This is a genomic window from Colwellia ponticola, assembly GCF_005885605.1.
GTDB lineage: Bacteria > Pseudomonadota > Gammaproteobacteria > Enterobacterales > Alteromonadaceae > Colwellia > Colwellia ponticola.
Genome location: NZ_SZVP01000004.1, coordinates 227398 through 245444, shown reverse-complemented (window position 1 = coordinate 245444; position 18047 = coordinate 227398). Strand labels below are relative to the sequence as shown.

Here is an 18047-nt window from a genome sequence, read left to right as displayed (position 1 = left end):
CAAGAATGAAAGCTCAGCTTGTCTGTGATGCGTTAACAATGGCTATTTGGCAACGAAAACCCGATAAAGGGCTTATTGTTCACTCAGATCAGGGTGTTCAATACGCAAGCCACCTGTACAGGAACTTACTAAAAGATAATGGTTTTATTGGTAGTATGAGTAAAAAAGGCTGTTGTTGGGATAATGCTGTAGCGGAGAGCTTTTTTGGCAGTTTAAAGCAAGAGCGTGTTCATTGGAGAAACTATGAAACACGTTATGAAGCACAACAAGACGTAATGAATTACATAACCATGTGGTACAACAGTAACCGATTACATTCCTACTTAGGGTATCAAAGCCCTAATGATTTTGAATTGAAAATTAATGAGTTAGAAAAAGTAGCTTAACTAGGGTGACTGAATTTACTTGACCAGGTCAATTAGCTACTTAACGCTTAACGATTAAAACCTGCTTCGGCAGGTTTTTTATGCCTTATTAAATTGGCCTACTTCATCGTTGCTTTATAGTTCGTTTAAGAAACACTAAACGTCACTATAAAGCGCCTTGAACTAAACAATTTGTCCTGCGCATAAATAGCATTAGCTACTTAACGCTTAACGATTAAAACCTGCTTCGGCAGGTTTTTTATGCCTTATTAAATTGGCCTACTTCATCGTTGCTTTATAGTTCGTTTAAGAAACACTAAACGTCACTATAAAGCGCCTTGAGTTAAACCATTCTGCATCAACGCATGGATCTCTCAAAACATCTCTAATGGTATTTCGGTAAGCTCTATTTAAATACGCAGGTAAAACGAGTAGGTATAAAGTATTTATTTTAATAGCTCGTTGTTCAGGACAATGTGCATCTTCATTATTTATTAAGCTAATTTTAGCGCTATAAAAATTGACAAAAACCAATAAAAACGGCACTTTAAGCTCATAAAGGACAACACTGTATATACAGGGCTATATAATGGACAAGAAAAAGCTTTCAGAAACCGACATTATCACCAAATTTATCATGCCCGCAGTGCTAAGCGCTGGTTGGAACTTGATGAAACAAATTCGCCAAGAAGTTAAATTACGTGATGGTAAAGTAATTGTTCGCGGCCAACTTGGCGTACGTAAAACGGTTAAATCAGCTGACATTGTGCTTTACCATAAGTTTGGCCAACCTCTTGCCGTTATCGAAGCTAAAGCTAATAAACATGAAATAGGTAAGGGCATACAGCAAGGGCTTGATTATGCCCGCTTACTTGAAGTGCCTTTTATCTTTGCCTCAAACGGCGATGGTTTTATTTTTCATGATAAAACTAATCTTACACAGCTTGAAACTGAAATTTCTCTTGACGACTTTCCTACGCCTGAACAACTGTGGCAAAAATACTGCGCTTATCGTGGTTTTACCACCGCGCAACTACCGTTAATTACGCCAGACTACCACGATGATGGTAGTGGTAAAGAACCGCGTTATTATCAACTACAAGCGATTAATAAAACCCTCGAAGCCATCTCTAACGGACAAAACCGTATCATACTAGTTATGGCTACTGGCACAGGTAAAACCTACACCGCTTTTCAAATTATTTGGCGCTTATGGAAATCTCGCCAAAAGAAGCGCATTTTATTTTTAGCAGACCGCAACATATTAGTCGACCAATCAAAAAATAATGACTTTTTACCTTTTGGCTCAGCCATGACCAAAGTGACTAAGCGAACAGTTGATCCTGCTTTTGAAATTCACTTAGCACTTTACCAAGCATTAACAGGCCCAGAAGAAAGCCAAAAAGCTTATAAACAAGTTGATAGAGACTTCTTTGACCTTATCATTATTGACGAGTGCCATCGCGGCAGTGCCAGTGAAGACAGCGCATGGCGAGAAATACTCGAATACTTTAGCGGCGCGACTCAAGTGGGCTTAACCGCAACACCTAAAGAAACAGAAGACGTATCAAACATCGACTACTTTGGCGAGCCTGTTTATACCTATTCACTCAAAGAAGGCATTGAAGATGGTTTTTTAGCGCCTTATAAAGTTGTGCGTGTTGATATTGATGTTGATTTACAAGGGTGGCGACCAACCAAAGGACAAATTGATAATCACGGTGAACTCATTGACGACCGTATTTATAACCAAAAAGATTTTGATCGCACCTTAGTGATAGATGAACGTACCGAATTAGTGGCGCAAACCATCACGAGTTATTTAGAACGCACCGACCCTATGGCTAAAACTATCGTGTTTTGTAACGATATTGACCATGCAGATCGTATGCGCCGCGCCTTGGTTAACGTAAACCCTAAACAAGTCGCTAAAAATGAAAAGTACGTGATGAAAATCACTGGCGACGATGAAATAGGTAAAGCGCAGTTAGACAACTTTATTAATCCTAAAAAAGCGTATCCAGTGATTGCCACAACCTCTGAATTAATGAGCACAGGCGTTGATGCTAAAACCTGTAAGCTTGTAGTGCTTGACCAAAATATTCAATCGATGACCAAGTTCAAACAAATCATTGGTCGGGGCACGCGTATTGACGACAGATATAATAAACTTTGGTTCACCATTCTCGATTTTAAAAAAGCCACAGAGCTGTTCGCTGATGAAAAGTTTGATGGCGAAGCCGTTAAAATTATGGTGTCTACACCCGAAGATATCATTGACGATGAAGACGGTACTTTTCTTGACGACTTAGCTGGTGAACTAGCGGGTAATGGCGAACAAACAGACGCCACCGATGACGCCAATAATAACGTTAACGAACCAGAGCAAGATTATAACGCCAATCAAAAGGATGGTGAAATGGGTAGCGATTGGGGCGACGATGAAGAAGAAAAACGCTTTATCAAGTTCAAAGTCTCAGGCGTGTCAGTTAAGAAAATGGCCGAGCGTGTTCAATACTACGACACTGACGGCAAACTAGTCACAGAATCCTTTAAAGATTACACCCGTAAAACCATACAAAAGCAATTCACCTCGCTTGATGATTTTACCCGCAAGTGGAATGAGGCTGAGCGTAAGCAAACCATTATTGACGAACTCGCCAACGAAGGCGTTATTTGGCAAGCACTTGAAGATGATATTAGTAAAGATCTCGACCCGTTTGATCTTATCTGTCATGTCGCTTTCGACCAACCACCGTTAACCCGTAAAGAACGTGCTAACAATGTTAAAAAGCGCAATTACTTCACTAAGTATTCGCAGCAAGCACAAACCGTACTTAATGCGCTGCTTGATAAATACGCTGATGCTGGCGTGACCGAAATTGAAAGTATTCATGTGCTTAAAGTTCAACCATTCAATCAAATGGGCAAGCCCATGGAGATAGCTAAGCAAGCCTTTGGTAACAGAAAAGGGTATGATCAAGCCATTACCGACTTAGAAGCTCAGCTATACACAGCAACTGATGCTAAAGCCAGCTAACCCAGTAAAGCCAGTTAAGCCAGTAAAGCCAGTAAAGCCAGTAAAGCAATAACATAAACTCATAGTTAATTTAATAAAACCTCCTCCAATTAAAAGTAGATAAAGCATGTCGATCAGTTCAGTAATCAAATCAATTCAAGACATTATGCGTAAAGACGCTGGTGTAGACGGCGACGCCCAACGCTTAGGTCAAATGTCATGGTTACTTTTTTTAAAAATATTTGACGCGCAAGAAGAAGAGCTAGAGTTTGAATTAGACGATTACCAAGCACCACTTCCTAGCGAATACCTATGGCGTAATTGGGCAGCAGATAACGAAGGGATAACAGGTGACGAGTTACTTGAATTTGTTAACGACAAACTTTTTGTTGATCTTAAAAACCTAGCCGCACCTATTAAACTTAACCCGCGTGGTTACGTAGTACGTGAAGCCTTTAGCGATGCCTTTAACTACATGAAAAACGGTACGCTACTGCGCCAAGTGATTAACAAACTCAATGAAATAGACTTTACCGACTCTGCCGAACGTCATTTGTTTGGTGATTTATACGAGCAAATATTAAAAGACTTACAAAGCGCAGGTAACGCAGGCGAATTTTATACGCCAAGAGCCATTACCCGCTTTATTGTTGACCGTATTGACCCACAATTGGGTGAAAGTATTATGGACCCTGCCTGTGGTACCGGCGGATTTTTAGCCTGTTCTTTTGACCACGTTAAAGAAAAATACGTTAAAACAACGGAAGATCACCAAACCTTACAAAAACAAATTCACGGCGTTGAGAAAAAACAATTACCGCACCTACTCTGTACCACCAATATGCTACTGCACGGTATTGAAGTTCCTGTACAAGTTAAGCATGGCAACACGCTTAATAAACCGCTTTCAAGTTGGGATGATGAAATAGACGTTATCGTTACCAACCCACCCTTTGGTGGCACCGAAGAAGACGGTATTGAAAAAAACTTTCCAACCGAAACCCGTACCCGTGAAACCGCCGACCTATTTTTACAGTTGATCATTGAAGTGCTTGCTTCACCAAGCGGAGCAGGTGATAACGCCAAAGCTGGCGGTCGTGCAGCCGTTGTATTACCCGACGGCACTTTATTTGGTGAAGGTGTTAAAACCAAAATCAAAAAACTACTGACCGAAGAATGTAATTTACACACCATCGTACGTTTACCTAATGGCGTGTTTAATCCGTACACCGGTATTAAAACCAATATCTTATTTTTCACCAAAGGTGAGCCAACTAAAAAGGTGTGGTTTTACGAACACCCATACCCAGCAGGCGTTAAAAATTACAACAAAACCAAACCAATGAAGTTTGCAGAATTTCAAACTGAAATTGACTGGTGGGGCGTTGAGGCCGACGGCTTTGCCTCACGGGTAGAAACAGAACAAGCATGGCAAGTAAGCATTGACGACATAATTGCCCGTAACTTCAACCTTGATATTAAAAACCCACATGTAGAAGAAACGGTTAGTCATGATCCGCAAGAACTATTAACTGATTACGCTAAACAGCAAACCGATATTCAAGCACTGCGTGACCAGCTTAAAGGCATTTTGTCTGCTGCACTCTCGTCAAATAGCGAAAGTGAGGCGAAGTAATGGCATCTAATCGTCATTCCCGCGCAGGCGGGAATCTAGTTTCAACATTGACCACCGATAACTTAATCACCGACCATATTGATGTATGGACTAGCGCCATTAAAAAGCGTAATTCACAAGGGCGTGGTAGCTCAAAGAAAATTGAATTAACGGGAATTAAAAAGCTACGTGAATTTATTTTAGACCTAGCGGTGCGTGGAAAGTTAGTTCCACAGAATAGTAATGATGAATCTGCCAGTATATTACTTAAAAAAATGGCGAAGGAAAAAGCACAGCTTATTGCCGATAAAAAAATTAAAAAGCAAAAGCCATTACCTCCCATTACAGATGCCGATATACCATTGGGATTACCGAGCAGTTGGGAGTGCTCTAGAATGGGAAAGTTAGCTCAATATCAAAAAGGTTATGCCTTCAAATCTAAAGATTATTTGGACAATGGGTTGATGATTACAAAAATTCAAAACCTTACAGATAATCATACTCGAAATTCTGTATATATAACGCCTGAAAAAAAGATGGAATTTGAACCTTTTATTCTTCGAGAAGGCGATATTGTCATGACTACTGTAGGTAGCTGGTTTTCAGCGCCAATGTCTGCGGTAGGGAGATCATTTTTAATTAATAATCAATTTGATAACTCTTTACTTAACCAAAATGCGGTAAGAATACGAACACAGGAAGGGATTATTCCTAAGTATTTATATTTATGTGTTAACTCTACTATTTTCAAAAGTTATTTAGTTGAAGAAGCTCAGGGAACAGCTAATCAAGCAAGTATTACTCAAGTAAGTATTAAAAATTATTTGATTTGTATTCCACCACTAGCTGAGCAACACCGTATCGTTGCTAAAGTCGATGAACTGATGGCGTTGTGTGATCAGTTAGAGCAACAAACCGAACAAGGCCTAACAGCACAGCAAACCTTAGTGGAAGCGTTGTTAAAAGCATTAACACAATGTGTTAACGCAGATGACTTTCAAGCAAGCTGGCAACGTATTGCCGATCACTTTGATGTCCTGTTCACCACCGAAGCCAGCATAGAGCAACTAAAACAAACCATCTTACAACTGGCAGTAATGGGCAAACTCGTCCCACAAAACCCATTTGATGAACCCGCAAGCAAACTACTTGAAAAAATCGCCGAAGAAAAAGCTCAACTGCTCGCTGATAAAAAGATCAAGAAGCAAAAGCCATTACCTGCAATCACAGATGAAGGAAAGTTATTTGAGTTACCAAGTGGTTGGTCTTTAACAAGACTAGATGATATCTGTTTTGGTATTACATCTGGTTCAACGCCACCTAAAGATAAATTTAATGAATCAACAGGCGTACCGTATTTAAAGGTGTACAACATTAAAGATCAGGCTATTGCCTTTGATTATAAACCTCAATTTGTAGATATTCAGCACCATAAAAATAAACTTACTAGGTCAATTTTGTATCCTGGTGATGTTGTGATGAATATTGTGGGGCCACCATTAGGGAAGATCGCAATTATCCCCGATGATTACCCAGAATGGAATTGCAATCAAGCGATAGTTTTTTTCAGACCTATTGAAGGAAGATTAAATGGGTATATATATACCTATTTAACATCTGGTAAATTCTTAGACTCTATAGAGTTAATTGGTACGGCAGGGCAAGATAATATATCTGTTACGAAAAGTAGAAGTATAATTTTTCCTATGCCGCCTCTAGCCGAACAACACCGTATCGTCGCTAAAGTCGATGAACTGATGGCCTTGTGTGAGCAACTCAAAACACGCCTAAGCGACGCCCAAACCACCCAACTACACCTCGCCGATGCCGTGGTTGAAAACGCGTTAAAGAATAGTTAGTAGCTAAGTGACAGTTACAACTATTATCACTACTATTTTTGTCAATAATAATATTGACAAAAATATGATTGAGCGTAATATGCACAATAAAAAAGAGGACTTACCATTATGGTAAGTAATTTGAACTTAAGCCTATACTCAGGTAGTCCACCACAAAATAGTGATGGTAATTTAAAGATAAGTAATGGACCTTTGTATAGTAAAGAGTCTGTTATGAAGATACTGACTGAGCTTGGTGCAGACTCTATTAACGTTGTTACTAGAAAGGCCAGTCGTCATATTCAAAAATATGATTTAGATATTGATGATGGTGTACTTAAATTATTAAAGATGGCTTTGAACAGTGGGAAGTATTTAAATTCTCAATGGTGCGAACATGGTAAAGGTAGTACATGGTCAGCATGTGATGCATATTCTGTTATAGAGAATAAATGGTATGAAACCATGCATGATTATCTTGAAACCAAGTGGTATATCAAATTCGCTATAGGTAAAACTGGCAAGTTAATTTTAATTGTATCTTGTCATACATCTGATGAGCAGGAGTAATTATGAAAAATATAAATCAATGCCCTTTATGTGAAGAAGGCACTCTGCACGAGCAGGTTGAGCATGAAACCATGCTATATAAAGGTAAAGAAATAACCACACCTTTGTTTTTCAGCGAATGTGATTTATGTGGCACCGAGCAAGCTAATGCAGCTATATCACGTAAAAACAAACGCGCACACATTGCCGTTAAAAAAGTAGCGGATGGTTTATTGTGTGGCGATAAAGTACGTGAATTAAGAGATCAATGGGGAATAAACCAAAGTGAAGCAGCAAGAATGTTTGGCGGCGGCCCTGTCGCTTTCTCAAAATATGAAAGCAATGATGTAGCCCAGTCAGAATCAATGGATAAGCTACTTAGATTAGCTAAAGACATGCCACAAGTGCTTATTTCACTAGCGACTAAAGCCGGCGTAACACTAAGTAAAAATAATCTTTGGAAAACAACACCCAACATAGTATTAGCCTGCAATAACAAAGGTAAACACTTAAGAAAAGTGACCCCGTTGCCAGCTATGCATGAGCAAGAAAGGAAATATGCATGAGCCCGAAAAAGCTAAAAGAGGCTATGGATAATCTAAAAATAAGAGATATTTATGTAAAAAATTTACTGGCAAATACTTCAGAAAATTTTGAGCCAAAATATTTTGAAAATTTCGATAGCTTAACTCAGCAAAGCAAACATTTGGTTTCAAAATCATCTGTTATGGTGATTGATGGTCCTAATGTTGAAAGCGAAAGAATATTTCGCGTTCATGTTGAATTTGGCATACGATGGGCTGAAATAATAGAGGCTGAAGAAGAGCAAAAAGCAGTTATTGAAGCTGAGTTTGTTGTTGAATATCTTATAGAAAACGATTTAGATGATGACTGCTTAAATGAATTTGCGTTGAAAAATGCTAGCTTCCATGTATGGCCATATTGGCGTGAACTTGTGAGCGCGCAATGTGAAAGGATGCAAATGCCTCGAGTTATAATGCCGACGTTACAATTAGCTAGTAATAGGCCGCTAAGTTAAGCAGGTATCAATTTGCTATAGCGGACTTGTCTCCAGAAAGCGTAGAAAAGAGTTTTCATTAATATTTTTTCGCTAACAGATGATAGCGTTTAAATGATACCTAGTTGGCATATTTTCGTTACCAAAATGCCAGCATAAGGTGATGCAGTTTAACTGAATTAACAATGGGGAAGGGCGCGTTTACTGTACTACTTACTGCACGATTTAGTGCACTAAGCCATTGCGTTTTAAGCCTCGCCTCACATTTTTACAAAGTTTACCTAAACGCGATATCTCACCAAACGTGGGAATAACCTCATTACTAAGCTTTGACTCCCAGTCACACAGCTCTGTATCGACAATTTCTAATCATTTCTTCGGACAACCAACACAAGAAATACCACAAATATTTGCTTCTGGTACCGTAAAAGGAAAGTCATTGCGGACTTCGGTAATGAGGTTTTTCATTGCCGTAACACAATCGGGTTTTTTGCTCATATGCTAAGTTTCCTTTGGTGCTTATTGGTCAACTTTACACGTTACAGGTAAGTAGCTAACAGCCCAATTTAGCATGATGATGAGTCTAATTATTTGACGCAGGACAGGGGATCTTTAGTAACGCCTACAATAGATGAGCATCATAGCAATCTCACTAACTATGTGATCATTTCTACTGGTTAAAACAACCAACTGCTGCGTTATTTATTTTATAAGTAGAACAACTAGTTATTAAAATAAATGCCTTGTATTTGGTTGTTTCTCCTGCGTATAAAATAGACCACCTAATTAATGAAATTGGTATCACTTTGTGCAAAATTAGGTTGTTTTAAGGGGGGAGGAATATTGATATGTTTTTTTGAACACAAAAGTTTGAACACAAAAGTTTGAACACACAAAGTAAGTCGCTTATTTAGATACGTCTCCTTAAATTAAGGCATGCTGTTGTATTTGTTTTGTTTGATAAGCATCAATAATATCTTGTACGTTAACACGATGGCTTAATTGAATACGTTGATAATGATTAAGTGTTTTACCTAAATAGTGTTTTATAACCATTGCTTGTTCAGCTGAACCTGCTTGCCAAATTTTATCGCCAATAGGGCTTATTTTACTGCCATCATTTGGGTTAGAAGATACCAGTAGTATTTCATAAAATCGTTTGTTCTCTGTTATTAATACTTCATTTTTCAAACTGAAGTCTAGTGCGATGAGTTGCTGTCTTAAGCTAAACTGATGGTGTACTGGACACAGTAAAAAATCGATATCGATCGTAGGGTTGTTGTGATAAATACCTTCAATGAGCTTAGTCATTAAATCACCACCAATGCCTGCAATAATCACTAAGTGTTTTTCTTTGGCTTGTTGCGCTAGCGGTATATTCTGTACATCAATACAATGAGTTGTCCAAGCTGTAGGTGAGTTTGAAAAATATTGCTGTAACTTCTCTTCTAGTGTCTGCATAAGATCAGCAACAATATCAACGAAATGAATATGTGGGGCAGCTTGGCGAGAAAGTAAGGACATGCCTAACAAGCCATGATCACAACAGCAATCCCAAATATTTTGATAGGATGAAAATACCATTCTATCAAGTTGTTGTAGCCTTTTACTTAGTTTCAATAAAATACCTGTCTAGTGAGAGTCGTTAAAAGGGGAAGCAAATAATTGCTTCCCCTCTAACTAATTAACGAGTTTGTAATGAAAACTATCTAAGAGATAGGTAACTTACTAGTTTGTTTTAATTGCTTCTGAAACAGTGGTTTCTATTTTAGCAACTACTCTACGGTTTAACGTGTTGTCAGCGCTAGCGGTGCCTTTAGACAATAATTGTGTTTCACCGAAACCTTTAGCAGATAAACGCTCAGCATCAATGTTAAAGGTATCTGTTAATACTTCTTTAATTTTATCGGCACGTTTTTGTGAAAGCATTAAGTTATACTTTTCAGTACCAATAGCTGAGCTATGTCCTTCAATAACAACTTTAGTATCTTTGTATTCTTTCATGAAATCAGCTAAACGTTGAATATCATCTACCATGGCTGGTTTAATGGTGGAGCTGTTATTTTCAAAAGCGATATTTAGCTTTATTTCTACTGACTTTTCTGAATATAAGGTACAGCCTTTTGAGTCGACTTTTACGTTGGCTGGCGTATTATTACAAGCATCTAACTTATCAATAACACCATCATTGTCACTATCAGCTTCAACAGCTGCTACAACGACAGGGGCTGCAACCACTGCTGCAGGTGCAACTTTTTGAGGTGCTTCTTTTTTCATGATAGGGGCATTTTTTACGTCACCAAAAGCGTATTTTACACCAATTTTAATTGCTTGATCGGTGTAGCCATTGTTAACGTCACGATAAACGACTGCTTCACTGTATAAAGAAAAACGTTCGCTCATTGCAAAGTTATAACCAGCGCCAAGGTTAACAGCATTGTAATTTTGTACATTAAGGAAACGTCTAACACCTGCAAAAGTGTATAGGCCAGTATCACCAATGTTATAAATAGCATCAATACCAAAACGTGTACCGTAATCTTTATCATTACCGTTGTTTACGTCGTAGCGTGTTCTGGCTAACTCTATACGAGCGCTCCATTGGTCACTAATAATCTTTTGTAAATCAATACCAATGCTTTTACCGGCTTCAATTTGTTGCCAATCTACTTTATTATCCTTGCCTGTTGCTGACTTAATATAGTCGCCAAATACACCTACTTCCCACGTTTTATCAATACCTTCTGCTGCTAATGGAGAGCTAATTAATGCAGCTAACAGAGTGATTTTAAAAATTTTCATGGATAAATCCTTGTTTAGTTTATGTGATTTTATTTAAATTTTGGTTCTGCACGCATTGTACATTTAAAAACCGAAACTTTTTCTTTAATTTATGATAATTAAGAAAATAAAAATAAAAATAAAAATAAAGGTTAAGTCGCTTTACTGCTTTAACTTAAGTCAATGGTGATTTCTTAGTTTTGCAATGTTAAAGTCAAGTAATCAACAAGTCAAATAATGCTTAATAATCAAAGTGTTATTTTTTGTAAACATTACCATAAATGTTGTTTTACTTAACTACTTTCACGCATTGGCTTAATTTATAACGACTTTAAATCACAGCTGTTTATATACTTAAACGTAAAATTAAGTCAGTATTGTTATGTTTATACCTATTTCTAGGATTGAATCATGAAGAAATGTATCAGAGTAGCCATCGCTTTGTTAAGTGGTTTATTGATAAGTGCCTGTGTTACTGAACCACAAATGCCCTTGGTGAATAAAAATCAATTAGCTATATCTAGTGTGCGCGATATTCCAATTTCGTACTCACAGGGGAGTCGGTTTTCTTTAGCACCTAAATATGTCGAAGAAACGTCACTAAAGGCTAACCAAACCCAAACGGTATATAAGTTATATGCCGACGCTATTATTGCTGATTTAACTTCACATGGTTTTAACCATACAACAGAAGTTAAAAAGTCGGTTTTTTATGTTGGTTTTGGTCTTGCGTTAGCGACTGATTTACCAGATCAAACTATTAATGAAAAGTTTGGCATAACTCCTGGCTTAACCAGTAATAATGAATTGAAAAAAGGCAGTTTTTTAATTTACATTACTGATGCACGTACAGGTAAAAAAGTTTGGCGCGGCGCGGTCCAAGGTTTTGTTCATTCTGAAGATAATAAAAGCCAAAAAGAGCAACGTGCAGCGGCAATTGTCAGCCGTGTGATGAATCAATTTTACGAGACAAATTAATACACATAGCGGTTAAATATATACACTCTTGACGTTTATTTTCTGCTTTAATAAATTAATACTTAATTAAAGGGGTGACAAATGAAACAACCTATATTAACAGTAGCGGTGTTATTGGCTAGCTTTTTACTTATACCCAATGCTTTTGCCGCAACTAGCGAAGTGACTTGGAGCGATTATAAAAGTTATCGTGATATTGATGAAGGTAACGAGGGACGTAAGCAATTTAGAGAGCGTACTTTTAAAGACTTTGAACAGCATTTTACTAAACTTGCTGCTACTTTACCGGCAGAGCAAACCTTAAAAATAGTAGTGACTGATGTTGACTTAGCAGGTGACACTAATGCGGCTAGCATTAATCGTATTCGTATAATTAAGCAACTTTACTCACCTAGAATGAACTTTTCATATCAATTACTTGATGCTAACGCTAAAGCTATTCAAGCAGATGACGTAGTGGTAAAAGATATGAATTTCATGTCGGGTAATAATATGAAATACCGTAACGAGCCTTTAGGTTACGAGAAAAAAATGCTAGATAAATGGTTTAATGAAACCTTTAAGACTTTGATTATTAAAACTAATGATAAATAAAAAACTTTTAGTTATCATGGTAGTAAAGTCGCTTAGGTGACTTTTTTATCAGTCCTCTAGTATTCTCTCTAAACTATTTACGCTATTATCTTTGTTCAGTTATTTTATATTTTCGCAAGGAAAAAGCGTAATGACGCTCTGCCAACCCGCTATTTTTTTTACTCGTTTTGTTGTCGTCTTGACGATTTTTTTAGCGTTAGTGGTTAATAGCGCTGGCGCTTTTGTTGGTCAGCCACCGAGTAATGCTGATGGCATATCGATTAAGAATATGATTGATAGTCAAGAAAGTGCGGAGGCAAGTTTATCCGAAGCTGCTTATTTTGATGAGAGTAATGTCCCCCATGATGATTTTGGTCGGGGTCAACCTCGCAGTACCATAGCGGGTTATTTAAAGGCTATGCGCGCAGGTGATTTAGCCTTAGCGACTCATTATTTAGATTACCGTAACTTATCTGCAGCAACACTGAACGTTGGTCAAGAAGAGCTAGCTCGACAACTCGGCGTGGTACTAAACCGTACGGTTTGGATTGATCTTAATAGTATTAGTACCTTAAAAGAAGGCCGAATAAATGACAATCTACCTCCTTACAGAGAATTAATTGCTCAGGTTGAATACCGGGGTAATCAAGTTGATATATTATTACAGCGCATCCCCCGCGCTGAAGATAAAGTACAAATCTGGAAAGTCTCTAACGCTACGGTAGAAAAAATCCCACGCTTGTTTAAACGCTACTCTTATTCGCCTTTAGGGGAATTTTTAGCTAAAAATTCACCCACAGTAGACTTATTCGGCGTCATGCTTTGGCAGTGGATATATCTAACCATGATGTTGTTGATGTATTTTATTATTGCAAAAATACTGACTTGGGTAGCAGCATTTAGCGTAAAACGGGTTTATAAAAAAGTATCTGAAGAGGTGTTAACATTTATAAAAGAACCTTTCGCCTTGTTAATCACTGTTATTTTTGCTCGCAACTTTCATGAAGAAGCCAATGTTACGGTAGCGCTCAAAGCGGTTGCAGAAGGCAGTACTTTATTGATTATTGCTTGGTGTTGGATTTTCTTTAGCTTTATCGATTTAATGAAAACCTTGTTGGCAAAAAAATTTATCGCGCAGGATAAACCTTTAGCGGTTTATTTACTTAGACCTGCGGGAACAGTGATTAAAATTATTGCCTTCACAGTGGCAGTATTGAACTGGTTAGAAAACCTCGGCTTTAATGCTTCTACCTTGCTAGCAGGCTTAGGTATTGGTGGTTTAGCTATTGCTTTGGCCGCACAGAAAACTGTAGAAAACATTATTGGCGCTATTACTCTATACACCTCAGCACCTATTCGTATAGGTAATTTTTGTCGCTTTGGCAATAGTTTAGGTGTGGTAGAAGAAATTGGGTTACGGGCAACGCGTATTCGTACTTTAGACCGTAGTGTCATCTATGTTGCCAATGCCAAATTTATAGATATGGATATAGAGAACTATTCCGAGCGTGAGAAAATAGCGTTTAAACCGAAAATATTTTTAGTACCTAATACACCAAAAGAAAATATAGATGCGTTACTTGCTGGAATTAGAGCAATGCTTGATGCGACAGAGAGTTTGGATAAAATCCCCTTACGAACTCACTTTAAGGCATACACTATTTATGGTTTAGAACTTGATATTTTAGCCTACGTTAACACCACAGATTTTGATGTTTATTTAGATGAAATCAACCAACTCAATCTGAATATTTTAGCTTTGTTGAATGAGCATAACTGCAAAGTACAAGTCGCTTTAGACCGAGTGGTTGAATAAATAGCGAGGTTATTAACCTTATTAGCTATAGCTTTGCTCAAAGTTAGCGAGCACAGTAAATAACTGCTCTATCTTTTTAACGAGGGAAACAAGTAGTGCTTGATCTTTGCTTTCTTGCCATTTCAGTAGATCTTCAGCCACTTCTTCCACATAGGGTTGAAAAGTATCTGCTGAACTTGAAAAAGGAGAATCTTCAGTAAAAACAGCTTTAAAGCTAGCTTTTTTCTTTTCGCGTAAATCAGCTAACGTGGCATCCGCTGTTAGTGACTTTTTCAAAATAATTGAAATATTTTCAATAAGTTGTTGTTCAATTGCTTTAGTCATAATAGTGCTTTTAAATGAGTAATAGGGCTGGGTTTAATAATACTGTTTTTTCAATACGGTTTGGTGTTGAAAAAACAGTATTTAATTTGGTTAATTATGCCAGATTGATTGGCGTTTTGTTAGCTTGACCAGCAATTTCTCGTACTAATTTAGGCATTAAAAACCCCGGTAAAGTTGCTAACATTTCAGTAGCAATAGCAACGGCATCTGCCTCGTTAACATCAAAGTGAGCAGCCCCTTGTACCGCATCAAAAAGGTGTAAATAATAAGGCTGAATACCAGCATCAAATAATACTTCACTTAACGTCACTAATACTTTTGCATTATCATTTACCCCGCGTAACAGCACACTTTGATTAAATAGTGGAATACGCGCTTGGCGCAGTGGCTCAAGTGCTTGTACTAATTCTTCATTCACTTCATTGGGGTGATTAATATGCAAGACCATGGTTGCTTTTAAACGTGAATCTTTTAATAAAGCGACGAGTGATGCAGTGATCCTATTAGGGATAACTACCGGCAGGCGGCTATGTATTCGCAAACGTGTTACATGGGGAATTTTTTCTATCTGGGCAACTAACCAAGCTAAATGATCATCGCTAGCCATTAACGGATCGCCACCACTGAAAATAACTTCGGTTACTTCATTATGTTGAGCAATATAATTAAGAGCACCTTGCCAGCGTTGCTTAGAGGGACTATTGTCTTGATAAGGAAAGTGACGGCGAAAACAATAACGACAATTAACAGCACAGCCAGTTTTGACTATCATCAACACACGATTTTTATACTTATGTAGTAAGCCTTCCGCAACAGTATCATGTTCACTAAGCGGATCAGTTGAATAACCGTCGGTAAGTAAAAACTCACTTGATAGTGGCATCACCTGTTTAAGTAGAGGATCGTCAAAGTCACCTGGCTTCATGCGGTTAATAAATGAAACGGGTACACGAACGGGAAATAGTTTACGTGCTTTAAAATGTTGTAAATAGTCATTAGGGACAATATTAAGTCGCCTTAACAGTTGTTCTGGTTCTGTCACAACATCGCGTAAATCTTTTTGCCATGATTTTTCATCACAAAGATGCAAATCATGACTATTTTGGGTTATTATCTGCGGCAATTCTAATCTCAATTGAATATGTCTTACTAACTACTTAGACCATTATAACGGTTATAGGTTAGTGAAGATCAAATAAATAACTAAGTAATTAATAAAAGAGCACTCTTACTATGGCTAATTTCAGTACCAACCAGTTTAAAGCTGGACTTAAAATCATGCTTGATGGCGAACCTTGTAATATTCTTGAAAATGAATTGGTTAAGCCAGGTAAAGGCCAAGCCTTTAGTCGCGTTAAAATCCGTAAACTCGTTTCAGGTAAAGTATTAGAAAAAACCTTTAAATCAGGTGAAACCGTTGAAGGCGCTGATGTATTAGAAGTAGATCTTGCTTACTTATATTCAGATGGCGAATTCTGGCACTTTATGAATAACGAAACATTTGAGCAAATTGGCGCTGAAGAAAAAGCAGTAGGCGATACAGTCAAGTGGTTAGTTGAAGGTGATATTTGTACTATAACTTTATGGGATGGCACGCCAATTACCGTTACGCCAGCAAATTTTGTTGAAATTGATATTACTGAAACAGATCCTGGCTTAAAAGGCGATACCGCAGGTACGGGTGGCAAGCCAGCGACATTAGCTACTGGCGCTGTTGTTCGTGTGCCTTTATTTGTGCAAATTGGTGAAAAAGTGCGTATAGATACCCGCTCTGGTGAATATGTATCAAGAGCAACAAAAGCTCAATAATTGTCCATAATGTATAGCATTACTGTGTGTAATTGACTTTAATAACTTAAGTCTGGCTAACTAATATAGCCAATATAACTAAAGGAATAATTATGTTGATGAATAAAGTCTTAATGTCAAAATTAACAGTTGTTAGCTGTGCTATTGGCTTTCTCGCTAGCACGGTGAGTGTTGATGCCAATGCTAATTACACTCACCGTAGCGATAAGTGGGAAGCGAGTTTTAAAGTATTAAATAGTCAGTCTGCAGATATTAATGGTCAGAATGATTCTACTATTGCGATGAAAAGTGATTATGGCTGGGGCTTTACCTTCGGCTATAACCTAAACCCACATATTTTGATTAACTTTGATTTTTCATCAACTACGCCTAGCTATGAGGCAACATTGGTTAAAGATAATGGTAGTGAATATAAGGTAAATCATAAAATGAACCTGTTCGACAGTCAGTTTAATGTGGTTTACAGTGTTTTTGCTTCTCAGTTGACACCCTATGTTCAGGCTGGAGCTGGCTGGAGTTATCTTGATAGTAATATTGCTGATGGACCACCCAACACTGTTTGTTGGTATGATCCTTGGTGGGGATATATTTGTGAAGGTTATCAAAGCACTTACAACGATACTCGCTTTTCGTATAATGTTGCCGCAGGCTTTCGCTATGAGTTAGATAACAGTCTATTTTTTCGAGCCAGCTATAAACAATCGTGGATTGATCTTAGTCATTCAAGTGATGCCAGTATTGGCTCTTACCACCTAGAAATAGGCTCGATTTTTTAGTTTAGTTAGTCAATTAGTTTCGCTAATCAAATAATTAATGGTTAGTAAATAAACCCAGTCAGCAGCTTATTGTTTACTGGGTTTTTTATTACTATTGATATTATAGCGGTAAATGGAAGATTTATAAAAATCATCAATTTTTATAGCTTTACAAGGTTTCCAGCCGGGTAGGGAAAAATTATTACTGATCAAGAAGTTAATATTTGTTTGCTCTAATTGTAATTTTTTACTTATTTTGTTCATTGCTCCAGGAAATAAATAACAGATCAAGACAGAGCAATCAGAGAGGTCAGCCTGATAAAAATTTTGTCGATGCAGGGTTAGATTTTTTAAGCCTAGCAGCTTTTTAAAGCACACAGATATTAGCCAAGGCAACCAAGAGAGTTCATAGCCTATTATTTGCCGTTGTGGATGCTTTTTGGCAATACGTATAACAAAATTTCCCCAGCCACTACCTAAATCGACTATTGTTCCAGGCCCTGTTCGATCCGTTAGTTGCATCATAGCAATATAGGCTTTATTTGAGCTTGGCATAGGGGATATACCAAGCCTTATCGTACTATAAACAAGTGAGGCACTAACAAAT

The 18047-nt window shown here is 37.7% G+C and carries 18 protein-coding genes; 12 read left to right on the top strand and 6 right to left on the bottom strand.

The genetic code is table 11. The features are described 5' to 3' along the window. The 7 genes from FCS21_RS07205 to FCS21_RS07175 all read left to right on the top strand — a co-directional run. Nucleotides 1–386: IS3 family transposase (locus FCS21_RS07205; RefSeq protein WP_138621496.1), on the top strand; the 386-nt coding region annotated here is incomplete at its 5' end. Nucleotides 387–954: 568 nt separating this feature from the next. Then, nucleotides 955–3405, top strand: a complete 2451-nt coding sequence (hsdR, locus tag FCS21_RS07200) for an EcoAI/FtnUII family type I restriction enzme subunit R (protein ID WP_138621875.1) — start codon at nt 955–957, stop codon at nt 3403–3405. 106 nt (nt 3406–3511) lie between these two features. Further along, entirely contained in the window at nt 3512–5020 is a 1509-nt protein-coding gene (locus FCS21_RS07195; RefSeq protein ID WP_138621873.1) for an N-6 DNA methylase, read from the top strand. Beyond that, a complete protein-coding gene (locus tag FCS21_RS07190; protein WP_138621871.1) occupies nt 5020–6858 on the top strand; it encodes a restriction endonuclease subunit S in 1839 nt (612 codons plus the stop codon). The genes FCS21_RS07195 and FCS21_RS07190 overlap by 1 nt, the downstream gene beginning before the upstream one ends. Nucleotides 6859–7071: 213 nt before the next feature. Continuing rightward, on the top strand, nt 7072–7407 hold the full coding sequence (locus FCS21_RS07185; RefSeq protein ID WP_171035652.1) for a hypothetical protein: 336 nt from the start codon (nt 7072–7074) through the stop codon (nt 7405–7407). Between the two features lie 2 nt (nt 7408–7409). After that, nucleotides 7410–7952: a type II toxin-antitoxin system MqsA family antitoxin gene (locus tag FCS21_RS07180; RefSeq protein ID WP_138621867.1), complete on the top strand. Its 543-nt coding sequence runs from the start codon at nt 7410–7412 to the stop codon at nt 7950–7952. Beyond that, nucleotides 7949–8425, top strand: coding sequence for a preprotein translocase subunit SecB (locus FCS21_RS07175; RefSeq protein WP_138621865.1), 477 nt, complete (start codon nt 7949–7951; stop codon nt 8423–8425). The genes FCS21_RS07180 and FCS21_RS07175 overlap by 4 nt, the downstream gene beginning before the upstream one ends. Nucleotides 8426–8773: 348 nt before the next feature. Here the strand turns inward: FCS21_RS07175 and FCS21_RS17150 are convergent, their stop codons facing one another. The 3 genes from FCS21_RS17150 to FCS21_RS07160 all read right to left on the bottom strand — a co-directional run bounded on the left by FCS21_RS17150 (nt 8774) and on the right by FCS21_RS07160 (nt 11206). Continuing rightward, entirely contained in the window at nt 8774–8902 is a 129-nt protein-coding gene (locus FCS21_RS17150) for a hypothetical protein (RefSeq protein ID WP_371287219.1), read from the bottom strand. Nucleotides 8903–9328: 426 nt separating this feature from the next. After that, nucleotides 9329–10024 (bottom strand): tRNA (adenine(22)-N(1))-methyltransferase, encoded by a 696-nt coding sequence (locus FCS21_RS07165; protein ID WP_138621863.1) that lies wholly within the window; start codon nt 10022–10024, stop codon nt 9329–9331. A gap of 108 nt (nt 10025–10132) precedes the next feature. Continuing rightward, nucleotides 10133–11206, bottom strand: a complete 1074-nt coding sequence (locus FCS21_RS07160; protein ID WP_138621861.1) for an OmpA family protein — start codon at nt 11204–11206, stop codon at nt 10133–10135. Between the two features lie 390 nt (nt 11207–11596). Here FCS21_RS07160 and FCS21_RS07155 point away from each other — a divergent pair, with 390 nt between their 5' ends. From FCS21_RS07155 to FCS21_RS07145, 3 genes are all read left to right on the top strand, one after another. Continuing rightward, nucleotides 11597–12163 (top strand): DUF4136 domain-containing protein, encoded by a 567-nt coding sequence (locus FCS21_RS07155; RefSeq protein ID WP_138621859.1) that lies wholly within the window; start codon nt 11597–11599, stop codon nt 12161–12163. An 81-nt stretch (nt 12164–12244) separates the two neighbouring features. Then, a complete protein-coding gene (locus FCS21_RS07150) occupies nt 12245–12757 on the top strand; it encodes a DUF3016 domain-containing protein (protein ID WP_118056206.1) in 513 nt (170 codons plus the stop codon). A gap of 130 nt (nt 12758–12887) precedes the next feature. Beyond that, on the top strand, nt 12888–14552 hold the full coding sequence (locus FCS21_RS07145) for a mechanosensitive ion channel family protein (protein WP_138621857.1): 1665 nt from the start codon (nt 12888–12890) through the stop codon (nt 14550–14552). A 21-nt stretch (nt 14553–14573) separates the two neighbouring features. Here FCS21_RS07145 and FCS21_RS07140 read toward each other — a convergent pair whose 3' ends face one another. Beyond that, complete coding sequence (locus FCS21_RS07140; protein WP_138621854.1) at nt 14574–14876, bottom strand: hypothetical protein; 303 nt, start codon at nt 14874–14876, stop codon at nt 14574–14576. Nucleotides 14877–14970: 94 nt separating this feature from the next. After that, on the bottom strand, nt 14971–16011 hold the full coding sequence (gene epmB / locus FCS21_RS07135) for an EF-P beta-lysylation protein EpmB (RefSeq protein WP_246047084.1): 1041 nt from the start codon (nt 16009–16011) through the stop codon (nt 14971–14973). A gap of 98 nt (nt 16012–16109) precedes the next feature. On the opposite strand from epmB, the gene efp reads away from it, so the two are divergent. Together efp and FCS21_RS07125 are read left to right on the top strand one after the other, a co-directional pair. Next, nucleotides 16110–16685: an elongation factor P gene (gene efp, locus FCS21_RS07130; RefSeq protein WP_138621852.1), complete on the top strand. Its 576-nt coding sequence runs from the start codon at nt 16110–16112 to the stop codon at nt 16683–16685. 92 nt (nt 16686–16777) lie between these two features. After that, a complete protein-coding gene (locus FCS21_RS07125; RefSeq protein ID WP_138621850.1) occupies nt 16778–17461 on the top strand; it encodes an outer membrane beta-barrel protein in 684 nt (227 codons plus the stop codon). A 66-nt stretch (nt 17462–17527) separates the two neighbouring features. Here the strand turns inward: FCS21_RS07125 and FCS21_RS07120 are convergent, their stop codons facing one another. Further along, on the bottom strand, nt 17528–17995 hold the full coding sequence (locus FCS21_RS07120) for a class I SAM-dependent methyltransferase (RefSeq protein ID WP_138621848.1): 468 nt from the start codon (nt 17993–17995) through the stop codon (nt 17528–17530). Nucleotides 17996–18047 lie beyond the last annotated feature (52 nt).